25 protein-coding genes are annotated in these 25894 nt (G+C 43.9%); 14 read left to right on the forward strand and 11 right to left on the reverse strand.

The window, feature by feature from the left end; translation table 11 throughout:
* The first annotated feature begins 27 nt into the window (after window positions 1–27).
* Together MUK70_RS22485 and MUK70_RS22490 are read left to right on the forward strand one after the other, a co-directional pair.
* Window positions 28–528: a hypothetical protein gene (locus tag MUK70_RS22485; RefSeq protein WP_234655230.1), complete on the forward strand. Its 501-nt coding sequence runs from the start codon at window positions 28–30 to the stop codon at window positions 526–528.
* Window positions 529–571: 43 nt separating this feature from the next.
* Complete coding sequence (locus MUK70_RS22490) at window positions 572–1051, forward strand: gliding motility lipoprotein GldH (RefSeq protein WP_234655231.1); 480 nt, start codon at window positions 572–574, stop codon at window positions 1049–1051.
* A gap of 2 nt (window positions 1052–1053) precedes the next feature.
* Here MUK70_RS22490 and MUK70_RS22495 read toward each other — a convergent pair whose 3' ends face one another.
* Entirely contained in the window at window positions 1054–2274 is a 1221-nt protein-coding gene (locus MUK70_RS22495) for an AI-2E family transporter (protein WP_234655232.1), read from the reverse strand.
* Here MUK70_RS22495 and MUK70_RS22500 point away from each other — a divergent pair.
* Both MUK70_RS22500 and MUK70_RS22505 read left to right on the forward strand, forming a co-directional pair.
* The gene (locus MUK70_RS22500) at window positions 2273–3109 is read left to right on the forward strand and encodes an SdiA-regulated/phytase-like domain-containing protein (RefSeq protein WP_234655233.1); all 837 of its coding nucleotides are present in this window, start codon (window positions 2273–2275) and stop codon (window positions 3107–3109) included. The genes MUK70_RS22495 and MUK70_RS22500 overlap by 2 nt on opposite strands.
* Window positions 3110–3195: 86 nt before the next feature.
* The gene (locus tag MUK70_RS22505; protein WP_234603282.1) at window positions 3196–3906 is read left to right on the forward strand and encodes a response regulator transcription factor; all 711 of its coding nucleotides are present in this window, start codon (window positions 3196–3198) and stop codon (window positions 3904–3906) included.
* A 2-nt stretch (window positions 3907–3908) separates the two neighbouring features.
* Here the strand turns inward: MUK70_RS22505 and MUK70_RS22510 are convergent, their stop codons facing one another.
* Window positions 3909–6410: an AsmA family protein gene (locus MUK70_RS22510; RefSeq protein ID WP_234655234.1), complete on the reverse strand. Its 2502-nt coding sequence runs from the start codon at window positions 6408–6410 to the stop codon at window positions 3909–3911.
* 219 nt (window positions 6411–6629) lie between these two features.
* Between MUK70_RS22510 and lysS the strand changes: the two genes are divergently transcribed.
* Window positions 6630–8345, forward strand: a complete 1716-nt coding sequence (gene lysS, locus MUK70_RS22515) for a lysine--tRNA ligase (RefSeq protein ID WP_234655235.1) — start codon at window positions 6630–6632, stop codon at window positions 8343–8345.
* A 64-nt stretch (window positions 8346–8409) separates the two neighbouring features.
* Here the strand turns inward: lysS and MUK70_RS22520 are convergent, their stop codons facing one another.
* Entirely contained in the window at window positions 8410–8604 is a 195-nt protein-coding gene (locus MUK70_RS22520) for a cold-shock protein (protein WP_026629450.1), read from the reverse strand.
* Window positions 8605–8953: 349 nt separating this feature from the next.
* On the opposite strand from MUK70_RS22520, the gene MUK70_RS22525 reads away from it, so the two are divergent.
* Window positions 8954–9175 carry a PspC domain-containing protein gene (locus MUK70_RS22525; protein ID WP_234603285.1) on the forward strand — a complete coding sequence of 74 codons (222 nt, stop codon included), beginning with the start codon at window positions 8954–8956 and terminating at the stop codon, window positions 9173–9175.
* On the opposite strand, the gene MUK70_RS22530 is transcribed toward MUK70_RS22525, so the two are convergent.
* The 5 genes from MUK70_RS22530 to MUK70_RS22550 form a co-directional block, all read right to left on the reverse strand.
* Complete coding sequence (locus tag MUK70_RS22530; RefSeq protein ID WP_234655236.1) at window positions 9156–10190, reverse strand: glycosyltransferase family 2 protein; 1035 nt, start codon at window positions 10188–10190, stop codon at window positions 9156–9158. The two genes, MUK70_RS22525 and MUK70_RS22530, sit on opposite strands and share 20 nt — an antisense overlap.
* 11 nt (window positions 10191–10201) lie before the next feature.
* Window positions 10202–10549 (reverse strand): YbaB/EbfC family nucleoid-associated protein, encoded by a 348-nt coding sequence (locus MUK70_RS22535; protein ID WP_234603290.1) that lies wholly within the window; start codon window positions 10547–10549, stop codon window positions 10202–10204.
* Between the two features lie 54 nt (window positions 10550–10603).
* Window positions 10604–12514 (reverse strand): T9SS type B sorting domain-containing protein, encoded by a 1911-nt coding sequence (locus tag MUK70_RS22540; protein ID WP_234655237.1) that lies wholly within the window; start codon window positions 12512–12514, stop codon window positions 10604–10606.
* A gap of 180 nt (window positions 12515–12694) precedes the next feature.
* On the reverse strand, window positions 12695–13810 hold the full coding sequence (locus MUK70_RS22545; RefSeq protein WP_244784497.1) for a T9SS type B sorting domain-containing protein: 1116 nt from the start codon (window positions 13808–13810) through the stop codon (window positions 12695–12697).
* Window positions 13780–14646 carry a PKD domain-containing protein gene (locus MUK70_RS22550; RefSeq protein WP_244784499.1) on the reverse strand — a complete coding sequence of 289 codons (867 nt, stop codon included), beginning with the start codon at window positions 14644–14646 and terminating at the stop codon, window positions 13780–13782. The genes MUK70_RS22545 and MUK70_RS22550 overlap by 31 nt, the downstream gene beginning before the upstream one ends.
* Before the next feature lie 184 nt (window positions 14647–14830).
* On the opposite strand from MUK70_RS22550, the gene MUK70_RS22555 reads away from it, so the two are divergent.
* From MUK70_RS22555 to MUK70_RS22565, 3 genes are read left to right on the forward strand one after another with little or no spacing between them, the layout of a single operon-like run.
* Window positions 14831–16078, forward strand: coding sequence for a bifunctional 3,4-dihydroxy-2-butanone-4-phosphate synthase/GTP cyclohydrolase II (locus MUK70_RS22555; RefSeq protein WP_234655239.1), 1248 nt, complete (start codon window positions 14831–14833; stop codon window positions 16076–16078).
* Complete coding sequence (locus MUK70_RS22560; RefSeq protein WP_234603297.1) at window positions 16075–16503, forward strand: GNAT family N-acetyltransferase; 429 nt, start codon at window positions 16075–16077, stop codon at window positions 16501–16503. The genes MUK70_RS22555 and MUK70_RS22560 overlap by 4 nt, the downstream gene beginning before the upstream one ends.
* A 48-nt stretch (window positions 16504–16551) precedes the next feature.
* The gene (locus MUK70_RS22565) at window positions 16552–17544 is read left to right on the forward strand and encodes a bifunctional heptose 7-phosphate kinase/heptose 1-phosphate adenyltransferase (protein ID WP_234655240.1); all 993 of its coding nucleotides are present in this window, start codon (window positions 16552–16554) and stop codon (window positions 17542–17544) included.
* Window positions 17545–17582: 38 nt separating this feature from the next.
* Here MUK70_RS22565 and MUK70_RS22570 read toward each other — a convergent pair whose 3' ends face one another.
* The gene (locus tag MUK70_RS22570; RefSeq protein ID WP_234655241.1) at window positions 17583–18563 is read right to left on the reverse strand and encodes a hypothetical protein; all 981 of its coding nucleotides are present in this window, start codon (window positions 18561–18563) and stop codon (window positions 17583–17585) included.
* A 164-nt stretch (window positions 18564–18727) separates the two neighbouring features.
* Between MUK70_RS22570 and MUK70_RS22575 the strand changes: the two genes are divergently transcribed.
* Window positions 18728–19723, forward strand: a complete 996-nt coding sequence (locus tag MUK70_RS22575) for a polysaccharide deacetylase family protein (protein ID WP_234655242.1) — start codon at window positions 18728–18730, stop codon at window positions 19721–19723.
* A gap of 16 nt (window positions 19724–19739) precedes the next feature.
* On the opposite strand, the gene MUK70_RS22580 is transcribed toward MUK70_RS22575, so the two are convergent.
* A complete protein-coding gene (locus MUK70_RS22580) occupies window positions 19740–21494 on the reverse strand; it encodes a response regulator (protein ID WP_234655243.1) in 1755 nt (584 codons plus the stop codon).
* A gap of 137 nt (window positions 21495–21631) precedes the next feature.
* The gene (lpdA, locus tag MUK70_RS22585; RefSeq protein WP_234655244.1) at window positions 21632–23029 is read right to left on the reverse strand and encodes a dihydrolipoyl dehydrogenase; all 1398 of its coding nucleotides are present in this window, start codon (window positions 23027–23029) and stop codon (window positions 21632–21634) included.
* Between the two features lie 302 nt (window positions 23030–23331).
* Here lpdA and prfB point away from each other — a divergent pair.
* From prfB to MUK70_RS22605, 4 genes are all read left to right on the forward strand, one after another.
* A protein-coding gene (prfB, locus tag MUK70_RS22590; protein ID WP_234603305.1) for a peptide chain release factor 2 occupies window positions 23332–24406 on the forward strand; the annotation gives its coding sequence in 2 pieces (ribosomal slippage) (window positions 23332–23391 and window positions 23393–24406; 1074 coding nt in all).
* 118 nt (window positions 24407–24524) lie between these two features.
* Complete coding sequence (gene vapB, locus MUK70_RS22595; protein WP_234655245.1) at window positions 24525–24719, forward strand: type II toxin-antitoxin system VapB family antitoxin; 195 nt, start codon at window positions 24525–24527, stop codon at window positions 24717–24719.
* Complete coding sequence (locus MUK70_RS22600; RefSeq protein ID WP_234655246.1) at window positions 24716–25099, forward strand: type II toxin-antitoxin system VapC family toxin; 384 nt, start codon at window positions 24716–24718, stop codon at window positions 25097–25099. Before vapB ends, MUK70_RS22600 begins: the two co-directional genes overlap by 4 nt.
* Window positions 25093–25887, forward strand: a complete 795-nt coding sequence (locus MUK70_RS22605; protein WP_234655247.1) for an alpha/beta hydrolase — start codon at window positions 25093–25095, stop codon at window positions 25885–25887. Before MUK70_RS22600 ends, MUK70_RS22605 begins: the two co-directional genes overlap by 7 nt.
* Window positions 25888–25894 lie beyond the last annotated feature (7 nt).

Consider the following 25894-nt stretch of genomic DNA (forward strand, 5'->3'; position numbering starts at 1 on the left):
GGATGGTTTTATTTAAAATTTTGAATCATGTACATTCCGTTTAGTGATATAGATTTTCAATCCCGTGTCTGGATTTATCAGGCTGACCGCCAGCTTACTGACACCGAAGTTGGCATTCTTACTGAAACTTTGAAAGCGTCCCTCGATGGCTGGGAAGCGCACGGAAAACCGCTTACGGCATCCGGGAAAGTGTTTGAACACCGGTTTGTAGTCATTGCGGTGGACGAAAATGACGAGTTGCCCAGCGGATGTTCTATCGACAAGTCGGTGCATTGGATCCAGTCGGTTGGCCATTCGATGCGGATTGACTTCTTTGATCGTTCGATTGCTTACCTCGGTGCTGACAATCAGATCCATACAGTTCCGGTGCCTAACATTAAGCAGGCTGTGACTGACGAAATCCTTTTGCCATCAACCATTATTTTTGATAATCAGGTGACGACAAAAGCGCAATGGATGAACCATTGGAAAACGCCGGCTTCAAACTCCTGGCTCAATCGCTACTTTTCGGCGAAATCCAGCGTTTAAGTTAAAATGGTTAGTTTTGTCAATTAAACGATAACGGTCCGGAATGAAGTTTTTTTGGTTTGTCTCAATTCTTGCTTTCAGTCTGGCAATGTCGGGCTGCGACGAAAATGTTGTTTACAAAGCACATGAAGACATTGATGATGGACTTTGGTATATCAAAAACAAACCGACCTTTAAAGTTGAGATAACGGATACGACAGCAACTTACAACATGTATTATTTGCTCCGTAACACGCTCCAGTATCCTTATTACAACCTTTATTTGACCAAAAGTTTTACAGGACCGGATCAAAAGGTCATTTCTAATACACTGGAAGAAGTTTTTCTCTCCAATGAAACCACCGGAAAACCTTACGGCCACGGCTTGGGAGATCTTTTTGATCATAAGATCCCGTTTGTTAAAAACTACAAATTCCCCAGATCCGGCACTTACACGTTCACATTGACGCAATCTATGCGCCAGAATCCGCTTCCTTTCGTGATGAGTGTGGGGATTAGTGTTGAGAAAACAGGTGTTAAATAATTCTAATTTTCCGGTTTGTTGGGCATAGGAGAAGTGCTATCCGGACGATTCCTCGGCTTATTACGATATCTGCGGTAAGGTTTTTTCTTAAATTCCTTTTCAACGGTTTGCTCAATCATTACTTCTTTTTCGTCTTCCTGCACCTCATGCACAGGCTCGCCCAACAGAAAACCGTAAGGCTCCATACTTGGAATAGTATCAAAAATCACTTTAAGAATAGCCGTCACGGGTAATGCGAGGATTAAACCCGCTAGCCCCCATAACTGCCCTCCCAGAAACAATGCGACAATCGCGGCCAGTGGATTCACACTTACTTTGGATCCTACAATGTTCGGTGTAATAAAATTGCCTTCCAGAAATTGTACAAAGCTCATCACACCGATTACACCCACCGCATACCAGGGCGAATCCATGGTAACGACAGCCAATAATGCAGGCAAAACTGAGCCTATCAAAATTCCGATATATGGGATCAGGATCAGGAACCCTGCCAAAAAGCCGAAGAAAATAGCGTGTGGGATGCCTAAAATGAGCAACCCAATGCTGTTCAAAACGCCTACGATCAGAATGACTAGGAACAATCCTGACAGGTAACTTTGGATCACCTCGTATATTTTTTTCAAAAGCACATTCAATGCTTCGTTAGGAACATTGGTAATGGCTTTGTGAACAAAACGCCTGAAAAAATCGCGGTATAGCAGGAAGAAAAAGATGTAAAGCGGGATTAGGATGAATGTTGAAATGGCGCCCGTGGTCGTAACAAGCGTGTTTAGCAAAACCGCCCTCCCTTCGCTTAATGCGTTAATGAGGTATTTTTTTGCTTCGCTGACTTGCTGGCTCCGGCTAATGTTGAGATAACGCTCGCCCATCGTAAGCGTTTGATCCAGAATCGTTTCTGCCTTTTCTGTAATCCTCGGAAGCTCTTCTGCAAAACCGCCGATTTGCAACGAAACCACATAGACAAGCACGACAATCACTACAACAAGTGAAAGGATGCTTAACAAAATAGACCCTATCCGCGGAACACGGTGCTTTTCCAGCCAAACACAAACGGGATGGAGCAGAATGGACAGCAAAATGGAGAATGCAATGGGGATGATCGTTTCCCGAAGAATATAAAGAATATAGACGGCGGCAATGAGGGCGACCAGGATGCTTGCCAGTTTCAGGTAAAGTGGGGTTTCTCTATCTTTGTTTGGAAGAGGACGTAATGTAGAATTCATGAATAAATTAATGTATCTGTGGTTTGCTGTCAAAACGATATTCTGTACTTGCCAGCCTGATCATAAGATCAATGATTTTGAGAAGGTGCGATCTCATTACAAAATTAGCAAAATAGGTAAGCTTCCGGCTGTTGCGTCGGAAAGTTCGGGCCTGGCGAACGGCTCGGCGCCTGGTTTGTTTGTCACTCACAATGACAGCGGCGGCAAGCCGGAATTGTATGAATTTGACCTTTCAGGCAAGCTGGCTGCAACAAAGCCAGTCCCTGATGCAAGAAATGTGGACTGGGAAGATTTAGGTAAAGATGCGGACGGAAATTTTTACATAGGTGATTTTGGTAATAACGGTGCTCCGAGGAACCAGTTTGAAATCTACAAGTTCAACAGCCAGAACGGGACGGAAAAAATTTCGTTTCGCTATACTGATCAGAAATCACTTGCGGGCGTTTCTAATAAGCCTGCTTTTGATTGCGAATCGCTCTTTTATTTTCAAAAAAACCTTTATCTCTTCTCAAAAAACTGGGGGAAAAATAAGTTTGTAAGACTTTATCGCGTTCCTGCCGAGGCGGGCAATTACACTATAATGCCAATTGACAGCATTCAAATCAATACACAGGTTACCGCAGCCGATGTGAGTCCGGATGGTAAGACTTTTGCATTGCTGACTTATGGTAAGATCCTGCTCTTCGCCATTGAAAATGACCGCATTGATTTTAGTAAGCCCAGGAGCTGTTTTCGGCTGGTAAAAAAACAGAACGAAGCGCTTATGTTTTTGAATAATACCGATATGCTCGTAACCAATGAGCAAGGCGATATTTATCAGATTACTTATAAATGATATTATGTTTCTGTTAACAATGCCGTAAAGCATGTAATCTGAACATCACATCTGCTAATTTCGAACCGCGTTTTAATAAGAAAAACATGAGCACCGCTAAATCTGCATCGTCAGCCCCAAAAGTTCTAGTTGTTGACGACGATTCTGATATTGTTGAACTTCTGGAATATAATTTAATTAAGGAAGGATATTCGGTGGTTACCGCTTCCAATGGCAAGAAAGCAATCGAAATCGCCAAGACATTTATCCCTGATCTGATCCTGCTGGACATTATGATGCCGCAACTCGATGGCATCGAAACAGGCCGTATTTTGCGCAGTAACCCGGAAATCAAAAACACATACATTCTTTTCTTAACAGCCAGATCGGAAGAATATTCTGAGGTTGCGGCTTTCGATGTAGGCGCGGATGATTACATTACGAAGCCGATCAAGCCGCGGGCTCTGATGAGCCGCATTAATGCATTGTTCCGCAGGGAAGCGCAAAAAGCAGAATCAGGTGACCAGATCGACATTCTGGACCTGACCATTAACCGCAAAAATTACACGGTTACCCAAGGCTCGGAAAAGTCAATCGTGCTTCCGAAGAAAGAATTTGAACTGCTGTTTTTTCTTGCTCAAACGCCTAATAAGGTCTTTAACAGGGACGAGCTGTTGCAAAAAATCTGGGGAGCCGACATTTATGTCCTGGAAAGAACCGTTGACGTCCACATTAGAAAGTTACGCGAAAAACTCGGCGACCGTTATATCAAAACCCTGAAAGGCGTGGGCTATATGTTCAGTAATGAGCAGGAATAACGCTATTTCTCGATGAGCTCTGGATTGATTTCCGGCTCGTCTTTTTTGTCCTTATCCTTGTCTTTATCTTTCTTTTTCCTGAATGCAAGCTTGATATTTACCTCACCATTTTCGTCAATGGCTCTCAGGAAAATTTTAGACCCTTGCTTCTTCTCTTCATTATTCGGATCGAGCACATAAGTCGAGTCCCGTTTTTTCAGGTTACTCAACGGAATTTGAATGTTAATGTCCGTTTTCTTGCCAAAACTGTAAATGCCATCAATATAAAGCGTCACTACATTGGATTCAATCTCCATTGGCGCGATCTCAATCTCCTGGCCGCTCAGCTTAAAATCGCTCCGAATAGGCGCAAATTTTACACGCTCAAAATTCCGTCGTTTGAAAATGAGCTTTTTCATCTTCATAAAAGGCTCAAAGTTCAGAATGTAACCATTGGTAAGGTCAATACGCAGCAGGCCTTTCATCGTCGAGGGAATTAGCCTGACGTTGTTATTAAGCCGTGACTCAAAACTAAAATCTGTATTCAGGATTCCCTTTAAATTTTGATGTGTAAGGGTTTTTTGTCCAAAATCATCAAACGAGTAAAACACGGAGTGCACATCCGCATTCGCAATTTTGCCTCGCATAGCCATGTGCGGCAGCTGGCTCGCTCCGGAATTGTCCATCTCCCCGGAAACACGAACGTTTCCGCTCCCAAATGCTTTCATGACAAAGTACTCAATGCTAACAGCGTTGTTCTTAATCGTAAACTCTCCTTTCACGTCCCTTGCCGTAAAATTTTTGTAATTGAGCTTCTTAGCATCCAGCTTGGCAACAATTTGCATTTGGTCAATGGCGTCGTCCAGCAGTTCAACCAGTTTCAGCTTCTTTCTTTTTTTTGTCACAACCTGTCGTGGAGCGAGCAGTGTTTCCAGCCAGTTCATTTTCCAAACTGGAATGTTAATGTCCACATTCGCCCTGAGCGGCTTGGGAGAACCAAACAGATAAGGGATCAAATCAAGCACCTGACCCCTGATATACAGCATGTTCTGCCCATCCGATAAGCTCAGATCAGGAAAGACGAATGCTTTTTCGTTGAAAGTGAAATCTCCTTTTATTTTTTTCAAATGAACCTGCCGCGGCAGATAATCCATGGAAATGTTATCGATCGACACTTTGCCACTCAACTTGCCATTGAAGCGGTCACGGCTGGGATCATAGAAGTTTTTTAAGCTGCCATCAAAATTGAACTCGATCTTCGCACTCCCGTTTTTGAAGCGATATCGTTTGGGATCCAAAAGCTGATCCAGATTCGTGGAATCCGCATCAATTTTTCCGCTGATCCGGGCAACCGGGTTTTGAAAATTGGTGACGGCAATGGCGAGTCGGAATGGAATGGTCTCGAATTTACCCTTTACATCCTGCGCGGTCACGCGTGAGTTGAGCGGACCGGGCACTTCGGTTGTATCGGCCTGATTGGTAAAGTTGCCTTCCGCCAACATATCCCGCAAAACGCCCACCGGCAGGTTGTACTGAAACGTATCCGTCTTGAAATATACGTCAACGTGCGGCTGCACCAAACTTGCGATTTGCCCATTCACACGCACCTTTGCATCCACCTTAGTTTGAATACCAATTGAATCAATTTGCTCCTTAATCCGCCTGTTCAATAGCGGAAGCGCATTTTTAATGGCAATTTTTTTAGCCTCGAAATTTAAGGAAAATTGTTTTGAAGAGTCCGCGAAGTCGAATGTTCCGTTGATGCCAATTTGATCATTGGTGGCAGTTTCCAATACGGACGGGTAAATTTTGAGCTGTTGATTATCAGCGTCATAGGCTAATGCAAGTCCTAGCCTCGCCTCCTGGTTGATCAGGAAACCGCCTTTTTTAGGCTTGAATGTCAGTTGGTTAAACAAAATGGCGCCGTTAAGGCTGGCATTTGTAGTTGAATCGGTTGTTGTGATGATATTGGTAACATCATGCATCAAAGCACCGTAAAATTTTTGCTTTACAGAATCGGAATAGCTAACGGTAAAGTTAACGAAACGCATATTACCCAGCTTTTTTAAGACATTGTCGTTCCCTCCGGAATCCTTTTTCTTTTTGTCTTTCGAATTGTTTTTGAAGATGCTTAAATTGGAATAGCCGTCCTTTTGAACAAACAATTTCATTGTCCCATTTTCCAGAATGAGGTTTTTAATCTTCATATTCCCTTTATAAAAACCCGCAAGATCTAACGAAATGTGCATTTTTTCGGCTTCCAGAAAGGGTTTTTGATGAACCTGGTAAAGGCTGTCGGTAAGTTTGACGTTTGTTAATGTGAAGTTTAATCCAAATGATCCGCTGAAAGGCCGGAATTTAAAATCCTCAATTTCCAGATTCCCGTTCAAATTCTCGTTGACGAATTCTTTTGTCTTTTTGAAAATATTATCCCTGTTTCTGTAAACCCATATCTCAACGGCACCGAAAAGAAAAAAAGCGCACAGGGCAATTATTCCAAAGATTTTTAAAATTCTTGCAAACATGAAAAGAGGGATTTAACACAATTTATGCCAGACAGGGTTGATTGTCAAAGTCAATGTCTGCCATCATGAAAATTATTAATAACGTGCCAGCACATATACGTTTACAACGAACGAATGTAGGTTAATGGTTTCATCCTCGTTATTCACGGCAAAATATAGTACTTTTGCGCACTCTTTTCGAACATTGAGGTTGCCATTTTCAAACCATTGCTGTCAAAAATGCTATTAAGCGAACAGGAAATATTGCGCAGACAAAAGCGCGAGGAATTAATGCGGATGGGCATCGAGCCTTATCCTGCGGAAGAATTTGTGGTAAATACTTACGCTGCAGACATTGTCAAGAACTACGAAAACAATAAAATAGATTATAAACACGTCACCATGGCCGGCAGGTTGATGGGCTTCCGGATTATGGGAAGCGCTGCTTTTGCCGAGTTTCAGGACAGCACCGGACGTGTGCAACTATATTTCCGCAGGGACGATCTTTGCCCGGGCGAAGACAAGACGCTTTACAATACGGTTTTCAAAAAACTGCTGGACATTGGCGATATAATTGGAATTCAAGGATTTGTGTTTACTACGCAAACCGGAGAAATATCCGTTCATGTTCAGGAATTTAAGATTCTTAACAAATCGCTTCGTCCGCTTCCTGTTGTGAAACGCGACGAAGAGGGCAACATTCATGACGGTTTTACCGATCCTGAACTTCGCTATCGTCAGCGCTATGTGGATTTGATCGTGAATCCTGAAGTCCGCGAGATTTTTATCAAAAGAGCCAGGATTATCACGACAATGCGCTCTTATTTTGATTCAAATGGATGGCTAGAAGTGGAAACGCCCGTTTTGCAGAGCATTCACGGAGGTGCCGCCGCCCGGCCGTTTGAAACACATCATAACGCGTTGGACACGGATCTTTTCCTTAGAATCGCCACGGAATTGCATTTAAAACGATTGATAGTTGGTGGTTTTGAAGGCGTTTATGAATTCGGAAAACTGTTTCGTAACGAAGGAATGGACCGGACGCACAACCCTGAATTTACAACCGTCGAATTATACGTTGCTTACAAAGATTATCTATGGATGATGCGCATGACCGAGCAAGTGCTCGAACAGGTTGCGATTGCAGTGAACGGAACGCCAGTAGCTAAATTCGGAGAAACGGAGCTCGATTTTACTGGCCCATATCCCCGGTTAAGCATTACGGATGCCATTAAGCAATATACAGGGCTTGATGTGGAAACGCTTGATGAAAACGCGATCCGCGAACAATGCCGCGCGTGGGGAATGGAGGTGTCGGAAAGCATGGGCAAAGGCAAGCTGATTGACGAGATTTTTGGTGAAAAAGTAGAAGAGAACATTATTCAGCCTACATTCATTATCGACCATCCGGTTGAAATGTCGCCCCTTACCAAGAAACACCGCACCAAAAAAGGCATGGTGGAGCGCTTTGAGCTTTTTGTGAATGGCAGAGAAATTGCCAATGCTTATTCTGAGCTCAATGATCCTTTGGAGCAACGGGAACGTTTTGAAGATCAGTTGAAATTGAAGGAACGCGGCGATGATGAAGCCATGGAAATGGACGACGATTTCCTCAGATCACTCGAATACGGCATGCCCCCAAGTTCAGGCATCGGGATTGGCATTGACCGGCTTACCATGTTGCTGACCAATAATACGAGCATTCAGGAAGTGATTTTCTTCCCGCAAATGCGCCCTGAACGCCGGGTTGAAATTGCAAAGGAACTGGACTATATCAATGCCGGGGTGCCTGCTGCCTGGGTGCCTGCATTGCAAAAAATGAATATTCTTACGATTGAACAATTGAAAGCGGCTAATCCAAATAAGATTTTTAATGATCTGGGAGGAATGCGCAAAAAGCTTAAAATTGAAGAGAAAATGCCACTTTTAGATGATATTAAGGCATGGATCGCCTAGGTAATCAATGAAAAATGCCGCCCTGAACGAGCGGCATTTTTCATTTTCTGCAAAAAAAATACGATTATATCTTTTTTACCTGCACAGCGTTTAGTCCTTTTTTACCTTCAACGACTTCGTATTCTACTTGGTCATTTTCACGGATAGTAAGTCCTCCCAATCCTGTCACATGGACAAAGATGTCTCTGTTTGTGTCGTCTTCAACGATGAAGCCGTATCCCTTAGCTTCATTGAAAAATTTTACAGTACCTGTTGGCATAATGGTTGAATAAAAAAATTGAAATAAGGTGAAAATACAAAAGATTTGCAAGCGTTTCATTCAAAAGCCCAATGAGCTTCACCAAATAATTGAGGGAGGCTCAACGCATTGGTAAAAGAAACTTTGGAATTTTTAGTCAAGACATCCCGATTATAATGAACAACTTACAAAATCTTTAATCACAAAGAAACAAAAATTGTTTGTAAATCAATTTATTTGACTAAAGAATTTGAAAATTTACGAGTTAGCGGTATTTTGCCGTTTCGCCCAGTTTTAGAGGAAAATTTGATCACCGAATTGTATATACGGGTAAAATTCCCTAATTATGAACTAATTATTGGAAAAAGGTATGAACAAATTTCGGTATTTCGTTGAAGACCAGATATTTGGTGTCTGCGCAAAATTGGGCGAAAAGCTCAATTTCCCCGCTAGCAGCGTCCGGTTGTACTTTATTTATGCCACCTTCATGACTTTTGGATCGCCAATTATCCTTTATCTGGTGCTAGCTTTCTGGATGGAGTTGCAGAAGCATTGGCGCCGTCACAACAGTCCTACGATTTGGGAACTGTAACCTTATCAAAATTAATTCCCGTCAGCTGACTAAATCTGTGCTTCCCCAGCACAAAATATTCCCATACAATGCTCCTATAATATAATGGAGCACGATATGATGTTCTTTTTGTGGTTTTAATGAGTGAAGGGATCATTCTATAAAACGCAAAATGCGCTCTCAAAATGGCGACAACGTCGGGCCAGGCACCTGTTGCCATAAACCGTACGCTCGAAATTCCGTCCAATAACAATCTGATAAACACCGTTTTCCACCTCCTCCCTTTGGGAAGATTCTTGAAAAGCATGATTAAATTGTTCCGGTAATTGAGGAAAGTCTTTCTTGGATTGGACTTATGCAAAGTCCCGCCTCCTACGTGGTAAACGACTGATTTTCCGCAATATGTGATCCTGTACTGCATATTAAGCAACCGCCAGCAAAGGTCAATTTCTTCCATATGCGCAAAGAACGATTCGTCGAAACCCCCAGCTCGGTGAAAGGCAGATGCGCGGACAAACAAACATGCGCCGGTTGCCCAGAATACATCCTGCTCGTCATCAAACTGGCCTAAATCCTCTTCCCGCGTATCAAATATCCGCCCCCTGCAGAACGGATAACCCAGATAGTCCATATAACCACCAGCCGCTCCTGCATATTCAAAGTGCGTGGGAAGATCATATGCACGGATTTTCGGCTGACATGCTGCAATTTTTTCATCCGAGTCCATAAAGGAAATAACCGGTTGAATCCAGTTTTCTGTAACCTCAATGTCCGAGTTCAGCAGAATGTAGTAATCAGCCGAAATGCGCTTCAATGCATCATTATAGCCGCCTGCATAGCCTTTGTTTTCTGAAATTGTCAGCGTGTGAAGTTCGGGATAGGCTGAGTTTAACCAACTGAGAGACTGGTCTGTAGACGCATTGTCGGCTATCCAAACTGCATAGCCATCTGAATACTTCAAGATATTGGGAAGGAATTTTTCGAGATGGTGTCTGCCGTTATAATTCAGGATGACAATCGCAACAGTGGGAGCCATTAATGAAGCGGTTATTTCATAAACCCGCTTAAATCAAGCCCCGGAATGTTGGGAAGTACACCATCCGTTGCCTTCTGCAAATGCTCTTTTATTTTTGGTTCAATGTTATCCAATGCTTTGTTAACTGCCGCAACAACCAGATCCTGCAACATTTCCTTGTCATCTGGATTGACAAGGTCTTTATCAATATCCAAGCCTATTAAAGCCTTTTGTCCGTTTACAGTCGCTTTCACCATTCCACCACCTGACTCAGCCACCTGAGTTATATTGACCAATGAATCCTGCGCTTCTTTCATGCGAGACTGAAGGTCTTTCATTTTGCCCATGAGCCCCATCATATCTGCCATATTACCAAACATATTCGTCTTTATTAGGTTATGCTCTTTATAAAACTAATTTACGGGAAATGGTTCCTATCGTAAAAGCATAAATGTACCACTTTTTTCAACAGTTTGATTGATATCGTCCACGAAAGTCATTTTGTAAACGTAAGATCCAACCGGTGCATTTTCCCCGTTTATGGTCCCGTCCCAGCCTGTTGCAATGTCTTTGGAATGGAAAACAACTTCACCCCAGCGGTTCATTACCGAGAAGTTAAAGGATTGAAGCTGAGTCGATTTTGCTTCCAGAATATCATTGTAACCATCGCCATTGGGACTGAAAGCGTGAGGAACAAAAACACCTGCACTTCTTTTGTAGTTGATGATATTGGACAAGCTCACAAATCCGCCGGGAGCAGAATTCGCCCGAACCTGAAAGTTATATTCCAGATCACTTTGTGCATTTACCTTAATGGTATAATTTGAATTCATTTGGACCGGAATCTCCACCTCCGCAGTACTCGAACCAGCTTGAATAACATCGTAACTGGAAACGCCACCAAGGATTGGCAATTCAGTCGTCCAATTGAGCGTGGTCAGATTCTTTTTTAACAGAATCGTGCAAATCGGCTGTGATGCCGGGACTTTCTGACCGCAAGAATTGGTGTAACTGATCCTATAACAATAAGATAACTCATTTGTCTTGACGTCTGGATCTGAATACTCACTCTCGTTAAAGAGTGTAATTATTTTCTTGAACAATGTTGCCCCGGCCTCTGCCTTTTCAATAGTAAGGTCGTATGTACTGTTTGGCCCGGCGCCCGGAACACTTGCTTTAATAATCACAGCACGATCGCCATCAACAGAAACTGCTGCATCTTTAATGGGCTTAGGCGAAGCAATTTCAGCCTTTACACCAACCGGAGCAGATGTTGAAGTTACGTCCTTGATCTTTGCAACCACCTGGTATTCCGAAAAGCTGCCGCACTGCACATCCTCATCTGTATAGGTAATGTCGTTAATAGACGCAAAGGTTTTAATAATAGTCCCATCACGCAGAAGATCATAAGAGGTAAAATCAGTCGCATCCGGATATTTACTCCAGGTAAGGATATTTTGTCCGTCTTCGGATCTACCGGATAGCGTCATACTGCTGTAAACCCGACTGTCATTTTTGCCTGAGCACAAATCTTCGGATGCCAGCTTGACTTGATATACTTGGTTCGTAGCCAGGCTTTTTATGTCAAACGGCTGTAATCCACCCGACGATCTTCTTCCGGCAGTTGCATAGGTTCCGTTATTGGTGCTATAATTAATATCCGTATAAACGCCACTTAAACCCTGATAATTGATCCTGAGCGTACCATCGCCCCTCATTTCAATCGATTTTATTGCAATGTCATTCAGCTGGGCTTGTTGAAACGTGATAGGCAAAGACGTTGCACGGCCTTCCGCGCATCCTTTTCCCACATATAAACCCGTTACAAGCACCGTAGGGCTGGAAGTAACATCCGCATAACTGTGCTCAATGACCAGTGGGCTGCCTTTTTTCCATATCTGGGTTTGTCCATCTCCCCACTCAATTTTGGCTTCATCGTAGGCTTTTAATATCGCATTGTCTGTCAAACTCAGAAAGATCTTTCCGCCACCGCATGATGAATACTGGGGCGTAATAACCCGAGTCTCAAACACCTGGACAGTTTTACAAGCGTAAAATTGCCCTGAGGACAACGCACCTTGCTGCAAAATTGTATATATTCCAGGAAGAGAGTATGTGAAAACGGGTCCGGGTTGGATGTTGAGAGATTTCCCGTCGTAAGCGGGATCATAGTTCACCAAAATTGGATTCGGGACGGTATTAGTTACCCTTACAGTAAAAGGCGCACAACCTTCTGTTTTATCAATTGTGAAACCGCCTCCCCCGCGGTCGCAGAGTCCCTGCGCTTGAAGTGTTTTGCTGAAAAAAGTTAAAATAGAGAAAAGGGATAGTAGTGTTAATCTCATAAGTGTGCAAAATTAAAGCATGACTTTTTTAAGAGACTTCATACGAATATGAGCGATATGAAGTGTTGATGGTTGTAAAGCGACTACAAAAATAATCTATTTTAAAAGAGAAAGGCTCTTAACTAGTAAACGGGATTGCATTCAAACTAGTATTCTGATCCACGAGCCATTAGAAAAATCCTATCGGATTAATAAAAAACTCCCATTTTTGGAAATTTGCTGACCCGTAGCATCTTTTATCTCAATTTTATACAAATAATAACCGCCTGGCGCTTTCTCATTTTTAATGTTCCCATCCCAACTCTCCGCACTGTTTTCCGTCTGAAAAACCACTTCGCCCCAGCGCGTGAAAACCGACATACTGAATGTTGAAACAAAATATGCTTTCACTTCAAAGCGCTCATTATGAGCATCTCCATTGGGCGTAAACGCATCCGGGATGAGGACAATCGGATTTCTTCGTAAGGATAAAACATTGGAATAACTCTCCATATTGCCATCGTTAGACTGCGCTTTCACCTGAAATGAAAATGCCGACTGCGATTCGATATCGAGCATATGGCTGGTTGCTAACTGCTTGGGAATTTCGTCCTGAACCGTTCCAGCATCATTCATTTGAATTAAATTATAGGAAGCAACACCAGCCGTAAAAGGAGAATCGGCATTCCAATGGACATCCGTAACCCGATTTTGCAAAAGGATTGAACAAACTGGATTACTAAATGCCGGAGATCTCAGATTACACGCATTTTCATAGGTAAAGCGATAACAATAAGCATTTTCGGAAGTGTTCACATCCACATCATCAAACAGCAAACTCTGGTTATCCGGCTGCGAAATCTGCTGGAAATCCTGACTTCCCAATGTTGCCCGCTCAACGATCAGGTCGTAACTGCTGGTTAGACCTTCTCCGCTTAAAGCAACCTGGGTTGTAATGGTTTTTTCGTCCTTAACCGTCACGCTGGCAGTTGTAATCGTCTCGGGCGCTGCACTTTTCGGAGCAATGCTGAACGGCGTAGAGTAGGAACGTACATCGTTCTCAATGATCGCGACGATCTCATATTGATACGTGGTCCCGCATTTCACATCCGTATCCAAATATGATAACTGATCCAATGAGCTAAAAATAACAACCCCGTCGCGCTTCAATTGATACTGCAAAAGGTTATCTGTGTTGGGATAATGTTCCCAGGAAACGGAAATAATCTCATCCAGCGATACAGCACCCTCCTTAACAACCATGCTGCTCACCACCGGGCTATCAATCAGATTTTCACAAAAGTTCTTAGACGACAACTTGAAACGGTAAATTTGTTGCGGGTTAAGGCCCGTAATGGTCGCTGCCTGAGCGCCATCGGATTGGCCTCCCTTGCCCGTTGTAACAAACTGGCCGTCCCCTTTATCAATCCAAATTTCCGTTGCAATCTCCCCTCCATTCCATCATAAAGGATTTTTGCGTCACCGGAAGGAAGCATTTCGACACTTCGTATCCTAATTTTCGCGAGCGACTGCGGCGCTGTTTCTTTGGTTAATGTGGTTTTCAAGCCTTGCGTGCAGATGCCGGTAGCATATTTGCCCTGAACCGTTATTGCAGGAAAAGTCCCGCCCGTCGCGTATTGATGATCATAAAAAAGTGCACCGTTATTTTTAATGCTAACTGATTGACTGGACCCGTCGCCCCAGTTAATTTCGATTGCATTATAAGCCAGCGATATGCTGTCACTAATAATCGTAAGCCTTGCGCGGCCATTGTTGCAAGTCATCAATTCAGCCTTTGGGGCCCGGTTTTCCTTAACAATAACATCTTTGCAAAGGCTGAACCCGGCAACGTCCTTTATACTCCCATATTGCAAAATGGTATAGGTTCCGGGTAGATCATAAACATGTGAAAGCTCAAAAGACCGGTCTTTCTCTTCTGGCGGCGATGTGCTGTTTTTATTAAAATCGTAGGCATAAGTGACATTTTCCGCATTTACCATCTGATTGGTAATGTTCACTGTCAGTGGTGCACAGCCTTCGGATGGAGTTACCAGAAATTTGCCGGTGTTTCCGCAGAAGCTTTGTCCGAAAACATTTCTATCAACAAACAAAAATGCGCATAACAGAAACAATATCAGTAGATTAATCTTCATAGATGAGTAAAATTATCTCAAAATGACGGGCTGGATAGTTCCTGCTGATCATTGAAACGGATAAGCTAAAAGCTTTGTTAAGATGCAATGGAGGTTCAAAAATAGAACTTTTCAACATTAAGCATGTACCTTTGCAGAGTAAAAACGAGTTTTTGTTTAAAACTATTTTTCGTCATCCTGATTAATGAATAATAATAGCATTCCAATAGTTCTGGATTCCATAGATGAGGCCATAGAAGCTATAAAAAGAGGGGAAATGATCATTGTCGTAGATGACGAAGATCGTGAAAATGAAGGCGACTTTATATGTGCAGCCGAGCTCATTACCCCGGAAATTGTCAATTTTATGGCCCGTGAAGGCCGGGGATTGATCTGCGTCCCGATCACCGAAGAACGCTGTTCGGAACTGAACCTCGAAATGATGGTGGGCACAAACACGGCGCTTCATGAAACAGCATTCACCGTTTCGGTTGACTTGCTGGGTCATGGCTGTACGACGGGGATTTCGGCGAGCGACCGTTCCAAGACTATAAAAGCACTTGTTGACGCGGATACGCTACCCGAAGATTTGGGACGCCCGGGTCACATTTTTCCATTGAAAGCAAAAAAAGGCGGCGTTTTGAGAAGAACGGGCCATACAGAAGCCGCCATCGATTTTCCGAGATTGGCTGGATTAGCACCCGCAGGCGTTTTGGTGGAGATTTTAAATGAAGACGGCTCGATGGCCAGACTTCCGCAATTGCGTGAAATCGCTAACCGATTTAACCTTAAACTGGTTAGTATCAAAGACCTGATCGAATACAGACTTCAAAAAGAATCTCTAATAAAGCGCGAAATCGGCGTGGATATGCCGACTAAATGGGGCCATTTCGACCTGATTGCTTATCGTCAGATTAATACGGGTGATTTGCACCTGGCATTAGTGAAAGGAACGTGGGAAAAAGACGAGCCTATCCTCGTTCGCGTACACTCGTCCTGCGTTACCGGTGATATTTTCGGCTCATGCCGCTGCGATTGTGGTCCCCAGTTGCATGCTGCGATGGAAATGGTGGACAAGGCAGGCAAAGGCGTGATCGTTTATATGAACCAGGAAGGACGCGGAATTGGCCTTTTGAATAAACTGAGAGCATATAAGTTACAAGAAATGGGCCGGGATACCGTTGAAGCGAATCTGGAACTTGGTTTCCCGATGGACGACCGCGATTATGGCGTTGGCGCTCAGATCCTCCGCGACCTTGAAGTGACGAAGATCCGCCTCATTACCAATAACCCTAAAAAACGTGCAGGATTGATTGGTTATGGCCTTGAAATCGTGGATTCAGTGACTGTTGAGATTCCTTCTAACCCACATAATGAGAAATATCTTTTGACCAAAAGAGATAAAATGGGTCATAATTTGAGCAACCTAACCATGCCCGTCAATAAAGGATGACAAATGTTCAAATTGTAGAAACTGAAAGCGACATGCTGAAATGCCGCCGGGCCGTTCAGGCCTTGCGTCCTCAGTTGGGAGATGACCTTTATCTGGATGCGGTAAAAAAGACGCTTGCAGACAACAGGCAGATTATATTTATCGAAGAAAATGATGAAGCTGCCTCTGTTGCAGTTTTTGAAACCGGATACAACCTTTTTAGGGGAAGTTATATTTATATTGACGATCTTTCCACATTACCAGAACAACGCGGCAAAGGCTTGGCAGGCATTCTGATCGACTGGATACTGGACTATGCGAAGAAAAATGATTACGCGCAGGTTCATTTGGACTCCGGAGTATCTGAGGCACGTACCGATGCGCACAGGCTATATCTGAACAAGCGATTCCAGGTCGCGAGCTTGCATTTTGTTGCTAATATCTGATTTCGTTAAGATTTGATCTAAACATTATACCAAGAGCGAAAATAGTTTATGAATATTAATCAGGTTTTTGAAGCGTTCGACACATTGCGTGTACTGGTTATCGGGGATGTAATGCTGGACTCATATGTCTGGGGAAAAGTGGAAAGAATCTCGCCGGAAGCCCCGGTCCCGGTGGTTAATGTTCAAACGCGCGAGTATCGTCTGGGCGGTGCCGGCAATGTGCTTTTGAATGTACAATCGCTCGGCGCAGAGGCTATTATATGTTCCGTTATCGGAACGGACAGCTCAGGAGATCTGCTCGAAAACAGCTTGAAAGACAAAGGGTTAAATTGTGAAGGACTAATCCGCAGCGAAAGCCGTATAACAACCATTAAGGAACGAATTATCGCTGGTTCTCAGCAAGTTGTCCGCATTGATACGGAAACGGATAAACCTGTTTCAAAAAGTGAGACCGCGCAGCTGATCGCGAAAGCGAAGGAGCTGATCCCTAGCTGTAATGTGATTATTTTTGAAGATTATGACAAAGGCGTGCTCACTCCCCACTCCATCTCTGAGATCACTGCATTTGCCAATGAACACAATGTTCCAACCGTTGTCGATCCAAAGAAACGGAACTTCTTAGCTTACAATAACACGACATTGTTCAAGCCGAACCTGAAAGAATTGCGGGAGGGTTTGAAAATTGAATTCAATGTGGATAACCCCGAAGAACTTCGCGGCGCAGTCCGGCATTTGAAAGAAGCTTTGAATGTCAAAGGCGCCTTGATCACACTTTCGGAACGTGGGGTTATCATTGATTTTCAGGACGAGGTTCACAAACTACCTGCGCATATCAGGCAAATAGCAGATGTTTCCGGCGCCGGGGATACGGTGATCAGCATTGCGGCTTGCTGCGTGGCACTGGGTTTGCCGCCCAAAACGATTGCAGCTGTTTCCAATCTGGGTGGAGGTTTGGTTTGCGAACTTGTTGGCGTAGTGCCTATCGATAAAGAGCTGTTAAAAACCGAAGCGCTCAACCTGGTCATCGCACCAACTTACTAACCTGCTGCATTATTCATATTTGCAATCCACCCACTGAATTACCAGTTAATCCCCGACTGTCCTAGACCCATTCTCCGTGTGAATTTGGAAGATAGCTTGGATCGGCTGGTAATGTATCGAACGCTCGCACCAATGTAAGGCGTTGTTGCTGGCGTGTAAGATGTGAGATTTTCGCGCGCACTGTTGAATGTTTTGATCTGCCTGAAAGTGCTTACGCCAGCTTCCAGGGACACATTAATGGCTGTAAACAAATGCGCATTGGCAGAAATCCCTGTTTTGATCTGCCGGTAATTTTCTCGCCTAAGCACCTTTTCCTCCGGCATTTGGATTTGGAATCCCCCGCTATAACCGCTCAGCCCGGCCAGAAAGTCAATATTAAACCATTTGGTAGCCTTATAATTTGCATTGGCCATAAAAGGCAGCAATGCGGATACGCGCCAGTGCCTTCCCAAACCTTTATTAACCCCAAAAACAGGCACAAAACGTAGTTTTTGATTATATGCCAAAACAGAACCATACATGATCTGAGTCCGCAAACCGAGAATGTGCATCCGCGCCGCGCCACCCCAAAAGAAAGGCTGCGGACTAAAAAACGTTTCATTTGTTTCGGTCATGCCCAAGCCACCGCCATAGACCCAAAGCCGGTCCTTAATGCTCGCCTGGAGCCGTATAACACCCAGCGAAAGCGTTTTATATCCATTTTCCGGGTTGTTTTTCCCGTCCACGGTGGGTTGGATCTGGTTGTATTGGGCCAGCATAACTGTGTGAACAGCCCTTAAATCGAACTTTTTTCGCAAACTGTAACCTAACTGCACTTCGCTGTGAATGGGAATGATGCCCAAAAAACCAGTTCTTGTCACGCCATAATCCTGGGTTCCATTCATGCTGGAAGGAACGGCGTAATCTGCTTTTAATGTTAAATTCGGGTAAAAAAGGCGGCTTAGCGAGAAATGCTGCGCTTGCACGGCACTAAAAAACAGGAGAAGCGAACAGGTTAGCAGACTTCGGGAATGGATCATGCGGAAATGTCGGGGTGGCTGATTTTGGCAAATAACGTGAAAAGAGTGAGGCTATTGTATTTTCAGGAAGATCGGAACGGAACAGGGATGGTACAATTCTCTCAAAAGCGGGTATTAACTGTCACAATTCGCCTTAACTTAAAACAATGTGCATACATCCCTATATGAAAACGACATTACTTTTTTTATTCATTTTGTTATCCAATGTTGCCATGGCGCAAACTGCTGAAACATACGCTGAAAAACTGGGTTACCCGAAGGGGAAAAAAGTGCTGATTATTCATGTAGATGATGTCGGTATGTCGTATGAGTCTAATCAGGGTGCAATAAAGGCGATCAGGAATGGTGTCGCCAATTCGCTGAGCGTTATGATGCCTTGCGGGTGGGTGCCGGGTTTTGTGAATTATTGGAAGGAAAATAGAGATCTTGACGCCGGCCTTCACCTTACCATGACATCGGAATGGAAGGATTATCGCTGGGGACCGCTTGCTGGCAAGCCTAATGTAAAGGGGCTCGTTGATCCCGAAGGTGCTATGTGGCGAAGTGTAGCGGACGTTATTAAAAATGCATCTGCCGACGAGGTAGAAATGGAAGTCCGCGCGCAGCTGGATCGGGCACGCGCAATGGGTTTCGAGCCTACCCATATGGATTCACACATGGGAACGCTCTTCGCAAAAGATGAGTTTCTGGAACGTTATCTCAAAGTGGGCATGCAGGAAAAAATCCCGGTCATGTTTCCTGGCGGGCATAACACGTCAATCCAGGCCGACGAAAGAATGAGCGCTGAGCGCTTTCAGATGACGCAAACCATTGGAAAACAACTATGGGATGCCGGGCTTCCGGTTCTGGACGATCTGGAAAATACAAGTTATGGCTGGAAAGGCCCTGAAAATGGCGACAAATCAGAAAAGGCACTTCAAAAATATAAAACAGAAAAATACATTCATGCCATAAAAGTGCTCAAACCGGGCCTGACGATGGTCATTATGCATTGCACAATCCATTCCGATGTATTTCCGCACATCTCAGAATCCTGGCCGACGCGTGAAGGAGATTACCTGGCCATGATAGATCCTGAATTGAAAAAATACATTGAAAAAGAGGGCATTATCCTTACCACCTGGCGTGAAGCAATGGAGCGGCGGCAGAAAGTGAAATGATCGCGGAACAGAACAGCTAGTCCTCAATCCCGATGTGTGCATACACAATTTTGTAGAAATCAGGTGGCAGGAAGGGTTTTACCAGGTAATCACTGAAACCGCTGGCTAACGCACGTTCGCGCTCGTCCTGAAATGCGGAAGCCGTAAGTGCCACAATAGGGATTTGCTGGTCGCGCTCGCGGATCAAACGAGTGGCTTCAAAACCATCCATGACAGGCATTCGCAAATCCATAAAAATAAGGTCAAACTGATCCGAAAAGTATTTTTCTACGGCTTGCTTCCCATCTGACGCAAGATCGTAGGGTATGCTTTTTCTCTTTAAAAGACTGGTCGCAAAAATCAGATTCGTAGCATTGTCATCCACGACCAGCACTTTGGAGCTTTTGCTTAAAGCTGGCGTCAAGATCTTCCCAGTCATCACAGGATTTTGTACGGTAGCGGAATAGGGAAGCGCAATTTGAAATGAAAATACAGATCCTTCCCCAAGCTTGCTGTTAAGCGTAAGTTCGCCACCAAACAACCGGACCAATTCCCTTGAAATGGCCAAACCCAGCCCCGTTCCGCCATCCTGCCTTTTGACCAGGCTCCTCACCTGTGTAAATATTTCAAAAACATTGGACTGCTGATCCTCCGAAATACCAATTCCCGTATCAGAAACCGCAAATTCCAGCTTAATGATCCCGTTGCTGGTACGCTCCAGTTCTTTTACCGAAAACCGGACGTAGCCGGAATCAGTAAATTTAATGGCGTTATGAATTAGATTTGTGATCACCTGGCTCAGCCGAACCTGGTCACCGCGGAGCTGTGGAAGATTGGGCGAAAGATCAGCAGCCAGTTCAAGCCCTTTTTCCCGCGCTCTTGGCAGGAAACTGTTGTAAAGGTTTTTGAAAAGATCTTCGATGTCGAACGTGACAGGATGAAGCTTGACATGGTTGGAATTAATTTTATTAAAGTCCAAAATGTCATTCACAACCGCCATTAAATGTATTGAAGAGAATTTCAGCGTTTCGATCAGCTCCATTTCCTCTTCACTGCGTGATTTATTCTCTTCCAAAAGATGTACAATGCCCACGATGCCATTGAGCGGCGTTCTGATCTCGTGGCTCATCGTAGACAGGAATTCTGACTTTGCCAATGTTGCATCTTCCGCAATTTGCTTTTGCTTTTCCAGCAGATCATTTTGCTCGGCCAGTGAAAACAGATAGAAAAATTCGTGCTTGTTCCGGCTCTCATGAAAATACATCATGAAGGGAAACAAAATTTGCCCAAGAAAAAAGAACAACCCTCCCTGACTGAAAAAATGATACAGATAATCGGGATGACGATAATATAATGCCGGCGGAAATATGAACAGGACGCATAGTGTCAGGATAATGCTGTAATGCAGTGGCCACCGGAGCACAAAAAACGCAAACATTAAACCCAGCGTCATGTTCAGGCTGGCGCGGTCGTACGAGGCATGCGGCACTTCGGCCAGGATATATGCATGCACCGGTACCAATGCCAGGTTTGTATAGAATGATGTTTTCTGGGCGCTGAGCTTGCCGTAAAAATGAAGAATAAGCAAAAAGACAATAATTCCGCTTAGGACGAGTTCTGCGGCTAAAACTTCCTGAAATCCGGGATCATTACGCAGAAAATAGAGAATGGACGTAGCCGGGTAACCAACCAAATAAGCAACACAAAATATAATGTTGCCCCACCGCGACTTCAACTCACTCTCTTTTTTCCATAGTTCGTTGAACTCCTTAGTATAGGTAGTTTTATTCAAGAAAGAGCAGTTTAAATGCGCTGATAATAGGGTTGAGACTGTCAGTCAGACAATTATTCAAATTTACATAAATAGCAAAAAATAAGGGCATTCAAACAAATGAATACCCTTATTTCATACAATAACTTATTTACTGCTTACAGATCGATTGCTTCACCGTAAGCTGCTTCTGTTGCACCTTTTAATGCTTCGGACATGGTTGGGTGTGGATGGATCGCGCGCATGATCTCGTGAGATGTCGTTTCCAATTTGCGGGCCACAACCACCTCGGCGATCATTTCCGTAACGTTTGCACCAATCATGTGGGCTCCCAGGAACTCACCGTATTTTGCGTCAAAGATTACTTTTACAAAACCGTCGGTAACACCAGCGCCAACTGCCTTTCCTGACGCTTTGAAGGGGAATTTACCCACTTTAATATCATATCCGGCTTCTTTTGCTTTCTTTTCTGTAAATCCAACAGATGCAATTTCAGGTTGGCAGTAAGTACATCCCGGAATGTTTCCGTAATCCAAAGCCTCTGTTTTATGTCCTGCAATTTTCTCTGCACAAATAATCCCCTCAGCCGTAGCAACGTGTGCCAAAGCAGGGCCAGGGGTGCAGTCTCCGATCGCGTAAAATCCTGGAACGCTGGTTTCATACCATTCGTTTACAGTGATTTTGCCTTTATCTGTTTTGATACCAGTTTCTTCCAGACCAATGTTTTCAAGGTTAGCAACGATTCCAGCAGCAGAAAGCACTATATCTACCTCAAATGATTTCTGACCATCCGGCGTTTTCACAGAAACTTTACAACCGTTTCCGGAAGTGTCTACGGTCTCAACAGTTGAATTTACATAAGTTTCAATGCCCAGTTTTTTGTATTGCTTGGCAATTTCTTTTGAAATATCCTCGTCTTCTACCGGCACAAGGTTTGGCAGGAATTCAACCACTGTCACCTTCGTGCCCATAGAAGCATATACGTAAGCGAATTCCATTCCAATCGCACCCGATCCAACCACCAGCATGGATGCCGGCTGCTTTTCAAGGCTCATTGCTTTGCGGTATTCAACAACTTTCTGACCGTCGATCTTGATATTCGGTAACTCACGTGCACGCGCGCCGGTTGCGATGATAACACCTTTACCCGCTGTGTAATCCGTTGTTTTGCCGTCTTTGTCTGTAACTGCAACTGTCTTCTGGCCTTTAACCTTGCCGGTTCCCATGAGGACGTCGATCTTGTTCTTTTTCATCAGGAAAGACACGCCTTTGCTCATGGTATCTGCAACGCCGCGGCTACGCTGGATCACTGCACCAAAATCCGCAGCAGACTCACCAACATTAATTCCGTATTCTTTTGCATGCTTAATGTATTCAAAAACCTGCGCACTTTTCAAAAGCGCTTTGGTAGGAATGCACCCCCAGTTAAGGCATATTCCACCTAAACTTTCCTTTTCAACAATTGCTACTTTAAGTCCTAATTGGGAAGCACGAATGGCTGCGGGATAACCTCCCGGGCCGCTGCCAATTACTATCACATCATATGCTTGAGCCATTTTCCGGTATTTTTATTGTACGAAATGGGTTGACAAAAATTTCCTGCAAAGTTAAGACGATTTGCCGGAAAGACTACATGTACATTAGCTCCTATTTGCTATGAAACTGAGGGTTATTGCGAATTGTTATACCTTTGCTGCCCGCGGCCGGGCATTGTCAGTCTGAGCGGAGCCGAAGACGCGTTACTTGCGAGTAGCACGCCTTCGACCGCCCGGCGGCCCGGTCCGCTCAGGCTGACAAACAAGCATACAGGATGACAAGCAGCCTGGACTATTTTTCAACTTAAATTCAAAAAATTCAAATGACTGCAGAGCAATTGAAAGACTTGAAGGCCCGTGTAGAGGCTTTGGGGAGGTATCTTTGACTACGATAACCGAAAAAAACAACTAGAAGATCTTGAACAACAAACTGTTCAACCGGAGTTCTGGAACGATTCAGGACGCGCCGAAAAAACCATGCGGGAAATCCGCGGATTGAAATTCTGGACAAACGGATATGAAGAATTATCGCGTTTACGTGATGATTTAGACACGATCTGGGAGTTTTATGAAGCCGATGAAGCAACGGAAGAAGAAGTGGATGAAGAAGGCTTAAAGCTATCCAACAAGCTGGAAGAAGTCGAATTCCGGAAAATGATGGGTGAAGAAGGCGACGAACTGCCGGCTGTTATTGAGATCAATGCAGGTGCAGGCGGAACGGAGTCGCAGGACTGGGCATCCATGCTTATGCGCATGTACATTATGTGGGCGGAGAAAAATGGTTACAAAGTCCGTGAAGTGGATTTGCAGGATGGCGATGTAGCTGGGGTTAAGTCGGTTACATTGGAAATTGACGGTGAATATGCTTACGGAAATTTGAAATCGGAAAACGGCGTTCACAGGCTTGTCCGCATTTCACCATTTGATTCCAATGCAAGAAGGCATACTTCGTTCACGTCTGTTTACGTGTATCCGCTGGCTGACGACAACATTGAGATTGACGTCAACCTGGCAGACATTACCTGGGACACCTATCGTTCCGGTGGAGCAGGTGGCCAGAATGTGAACAAGGTTGAAACCGCAGTGCGTTTGCACCATAAGCCTTCGGGAATTGTTATTGCCTGCCAGCAGGAACGTTCGCAGTTAATGAATAAGGAAGTGGCGATCAGGCTTTTAAAGTCAAGGCTTTATCAGATTGAGCTCGAAAAACGGAATTCGGCCCGGGCAGAAGTGGAAGCCTCCAAACGAAAAATCGAATGGGGCTCTCAGATCCGCAGCTACGTCCTCGACGACCGCCGCGTCAAAGACCACAGAACAGATCATCAGACTTCCAACACAGATGCCGTTTTAAATGGTGAAATCAATGATTTCATCAAAGCATATCTGATGGAATCGTAAGATTCAGAAATCTAAAAAACCTCCCGGCAATGTCCCAATAAACGGATTCGCTTGGAGGTTTTTTTTATTTTTGATAACTTACTGTCAAATGTTGAAAGTTATGACTGAAACGGAATTAATGAAAAAGGTATCAGTTCTTCCTGAGAATTTGAAAGAGGAGGTGTCCGACTATGTGGACTTCTTAATCAGCAAATATCTCCCAGGCGAAAGTGTAAACAAAAAGCCGTTGAAGTTTGGGATGATGAAGGGAACGTTTAAAATGAGCCCTGATTTTGATGAGCCTTTGGATGACTTTAAAGAATACATGCCTTGAATATACTTTTAGATACACACGCACTGATCTGGTTTCTTGAAGGCGATGCAAATTTGTCCGAAAATGCGCTTGAAGCAATCGAAAACAAAGACAATAAGAAATATGTTAGCATTGCTTCGCTTTGGGAAATCGCTATTAAAATCAGTTTGGGTAAACTCTCTCTTCAAAACTCCCTCGATCTTTTTCTTGAAGAACTCGTAGAATCAGATATTCATATTTTGCCGATATCTATAAAGCATATCCTGCTTTTAAGTGAATTTGACTTTTTTCACAAGGACCCCTTTGATCGTCTTATCATTGCACAAGGAATAACTGAACACTTTGTGATTATTTCGAAAGACTCCAACTTTCTGCTTTATTCGGTTGAACTTCATTGGTAACGCAATTTACAGCAACTCTACATTACCACAAACTCGGCCATGGCCCGCGAACGGTCCTTGCTTTTCATGGCATTGGACAGGATGGGCTGACTTGCTTCAAGCCCTTTGAAGCGTATTGGAAAGAGCTTTATACGATTTATGCCATTGATTTGCCTTTTCATGGAAGAAGTGCATTTGTAAAAGGTCAAATCATCACAAAGGCACTTTGGAAAAACGTTCTTCAAGATTTTCTTGCGGCAAATGATATTGAAAGATTCGACATTGCTGGGTTCAGCATGGGCGGGCGCTTTGCATTGGCGACATTAGAGGTATTTCCAGACAGAATCGATCATGCATTTCTGATAGCGCCGGACGGGATTTCGGAGCATCCGCTTTATTCATTAGCAAGTCGGTTTTCGCCTGCGAGGAGCATCTTTGGCTGGTCTATGCAGCATCCAAATGCGTTTTTCAGCGTCTGTGGTCTTCTCCAAAAAATAGGATTGGTCAATGCGAGCTTGTATCGGTTTGTACAACAAGTCCTGAACACACCTGAAAAACGACAAACCGTTTATCATTCCTGGGTTAATTTTCGAAAATTGCGTTTTGACATTCCTGTTATTTATAAAATGGCGTCGTCAAATGATGTGTCCATATATCTGTTCGTAGGCCAATATGATAAACTGCTAAAACCTGCCGCCGTTCAGAAGCTTGCAACATTACTTCCTGCCAATCATTACATTGTCCTAAAAAGTGGTCATACCCAGCTGGTCGAGCAGGCCGCCTCATGGATTTGTGCTTTATTTAAGTAAATTGAGG

This window comes from Dyadobacter chenwenxiniae (assembly GCF_022869785.1).
GTDB lineage: Bacteria > Bacteroidota > Bacteroidia > Cytophagales > Spirosomataceae > Dyadobacter > Dyadobacter chenwenxiniae.

Coding starts and splice junctions, on each gene's coding strand:
- MUK70_RS22485 (WP_234655230.1), top strand. CDS start 28: ATGTACATTCCGTTTAGTGATATAGATTTTCAATCCCGTGTCTGGATT.
- MUK70_RS22490 (WP_234655231.1), top strand. CDS start 572: ATGAAGTTTTTTTGGTTTGTCTCAATTCTTGCTTTCAGTCTGGCAATG.
- MUK70_RS22500 (WP_234655233.1), top strand. CDS start 2,273: ATGAATAAATTAATGTATCTGTGGTTTGCTGTCAAAACGATATTCTGT.
- MUK70_RS22495 (WP_234655232.1), bottom strand. CDS start 2,274: ATGAATTCTACATTACGTCCTCTTCCAAACAAAGATAGAGAAACCCCA.
- MUK70_RS22505 (WP_234603282.1), top strand. CDS start 3,196: ATGAGCACCGCTAAATCTGCATCGTCAGCCCCAAAAGTTCTAGTTGTT.
- MUK70_RS22510 (WP_234655234.1), bottom strand. CDS start 6,410: ATGTTTGCAAGAATTTTAAAAATCTTTGGAATAATTGCCCTGTGCGCT.
- lysS (WP_234655235.1), top strand. CDS start 6,630: ATGCTATTAAGCGAACAGGAAATATTGCGCAGACAAAAGCGCGAGGAA.
- MUK70_RS22520 (WP_026629450.1), bottom strand. CDS start 8,604: ATGCCAACAGGTACTGTAAAATTTTTCAATGAAGCTAAGGGATACGGC.
- MUK70_RS22525 (WP_234603285.1), top strand. CDS start 8,954: ATGAACAAATTTCGGTATTTCGTTGAAGACCAGATATTTGGTGTCTGC.
- MUK70_RS22530 (WP_234655236.1), bottom strand. CDS start 10,190: ATGGCTCCCACTGTTGCGATTGTCATCCTGAATTATAACGGCAGACAC.
- MUK70_RS22535 (WP_234603290.1), bottom strand. CDS start 10,549: ATGTTTGGTAATATGGCAGATATGATGGGGCTCATGGGCAAAATGAAA.
- MUK70_RS22540 (WP_234655237.1), bottom strand. CDS start 12,514: ATGAGATTAACACTACTATCCCTTTTCTCTATTTTAACTTTTTTCAGC.
- MUK70_RS22550 (WP_244784499.1), bottom strand. CDS start 14,646: ATGAAGATTAATCTACTGATATTGTTTCTGTTATGCGCATTTTTGTTT.
- MUK70_RS22555 (WP_234655239.1), top strand. CDS start 14,831: ATGAATAATAATAGCATTCCAATAGTTCTGGATTCCATAGATGAGGCC.
- MUK70_RS22560 (WP_234603297.1), top strand. CDS start 16,075: ATGACAAATGTTCAAATTGTAGAAACTGAAAGCGACATGCTGAAATGC.
- MUK70_RS22565 (WP_234655240.1), top strand. CDS start 16,552: ATGAATATTAATCAGGTTTTTGAAGCGTTCGACACATTGCGTGTACTG.
- MUK70_RS22570 (WP_234655241.1), bottom strand. CDS start 18,563: ATGATCCATTCCCGAAGTCTGCTAACCTGTTCGCTTCTCCTGTTTTTT.
- MUK70_RS22575 (WP_234655242.1), top strand. CDS start 18,728: ATGAAAACGACATTACTTTTTTTATTCATTTTGTTATCCAATGTTGCC.
- lpdA (WP_234655244.1), bottom strand. CDS start 23,029: ATGGCTCAAGCATATGATGTGATAGTAATTGGCAGCGGCCCGGGAGGT.
- vapB (WP_234655245.1), top strand. CDS start 24,525: ATGAAAAAGGTATCAGTTCTTCCTGAGAATTTGAAAGAGGAGGTGTCC.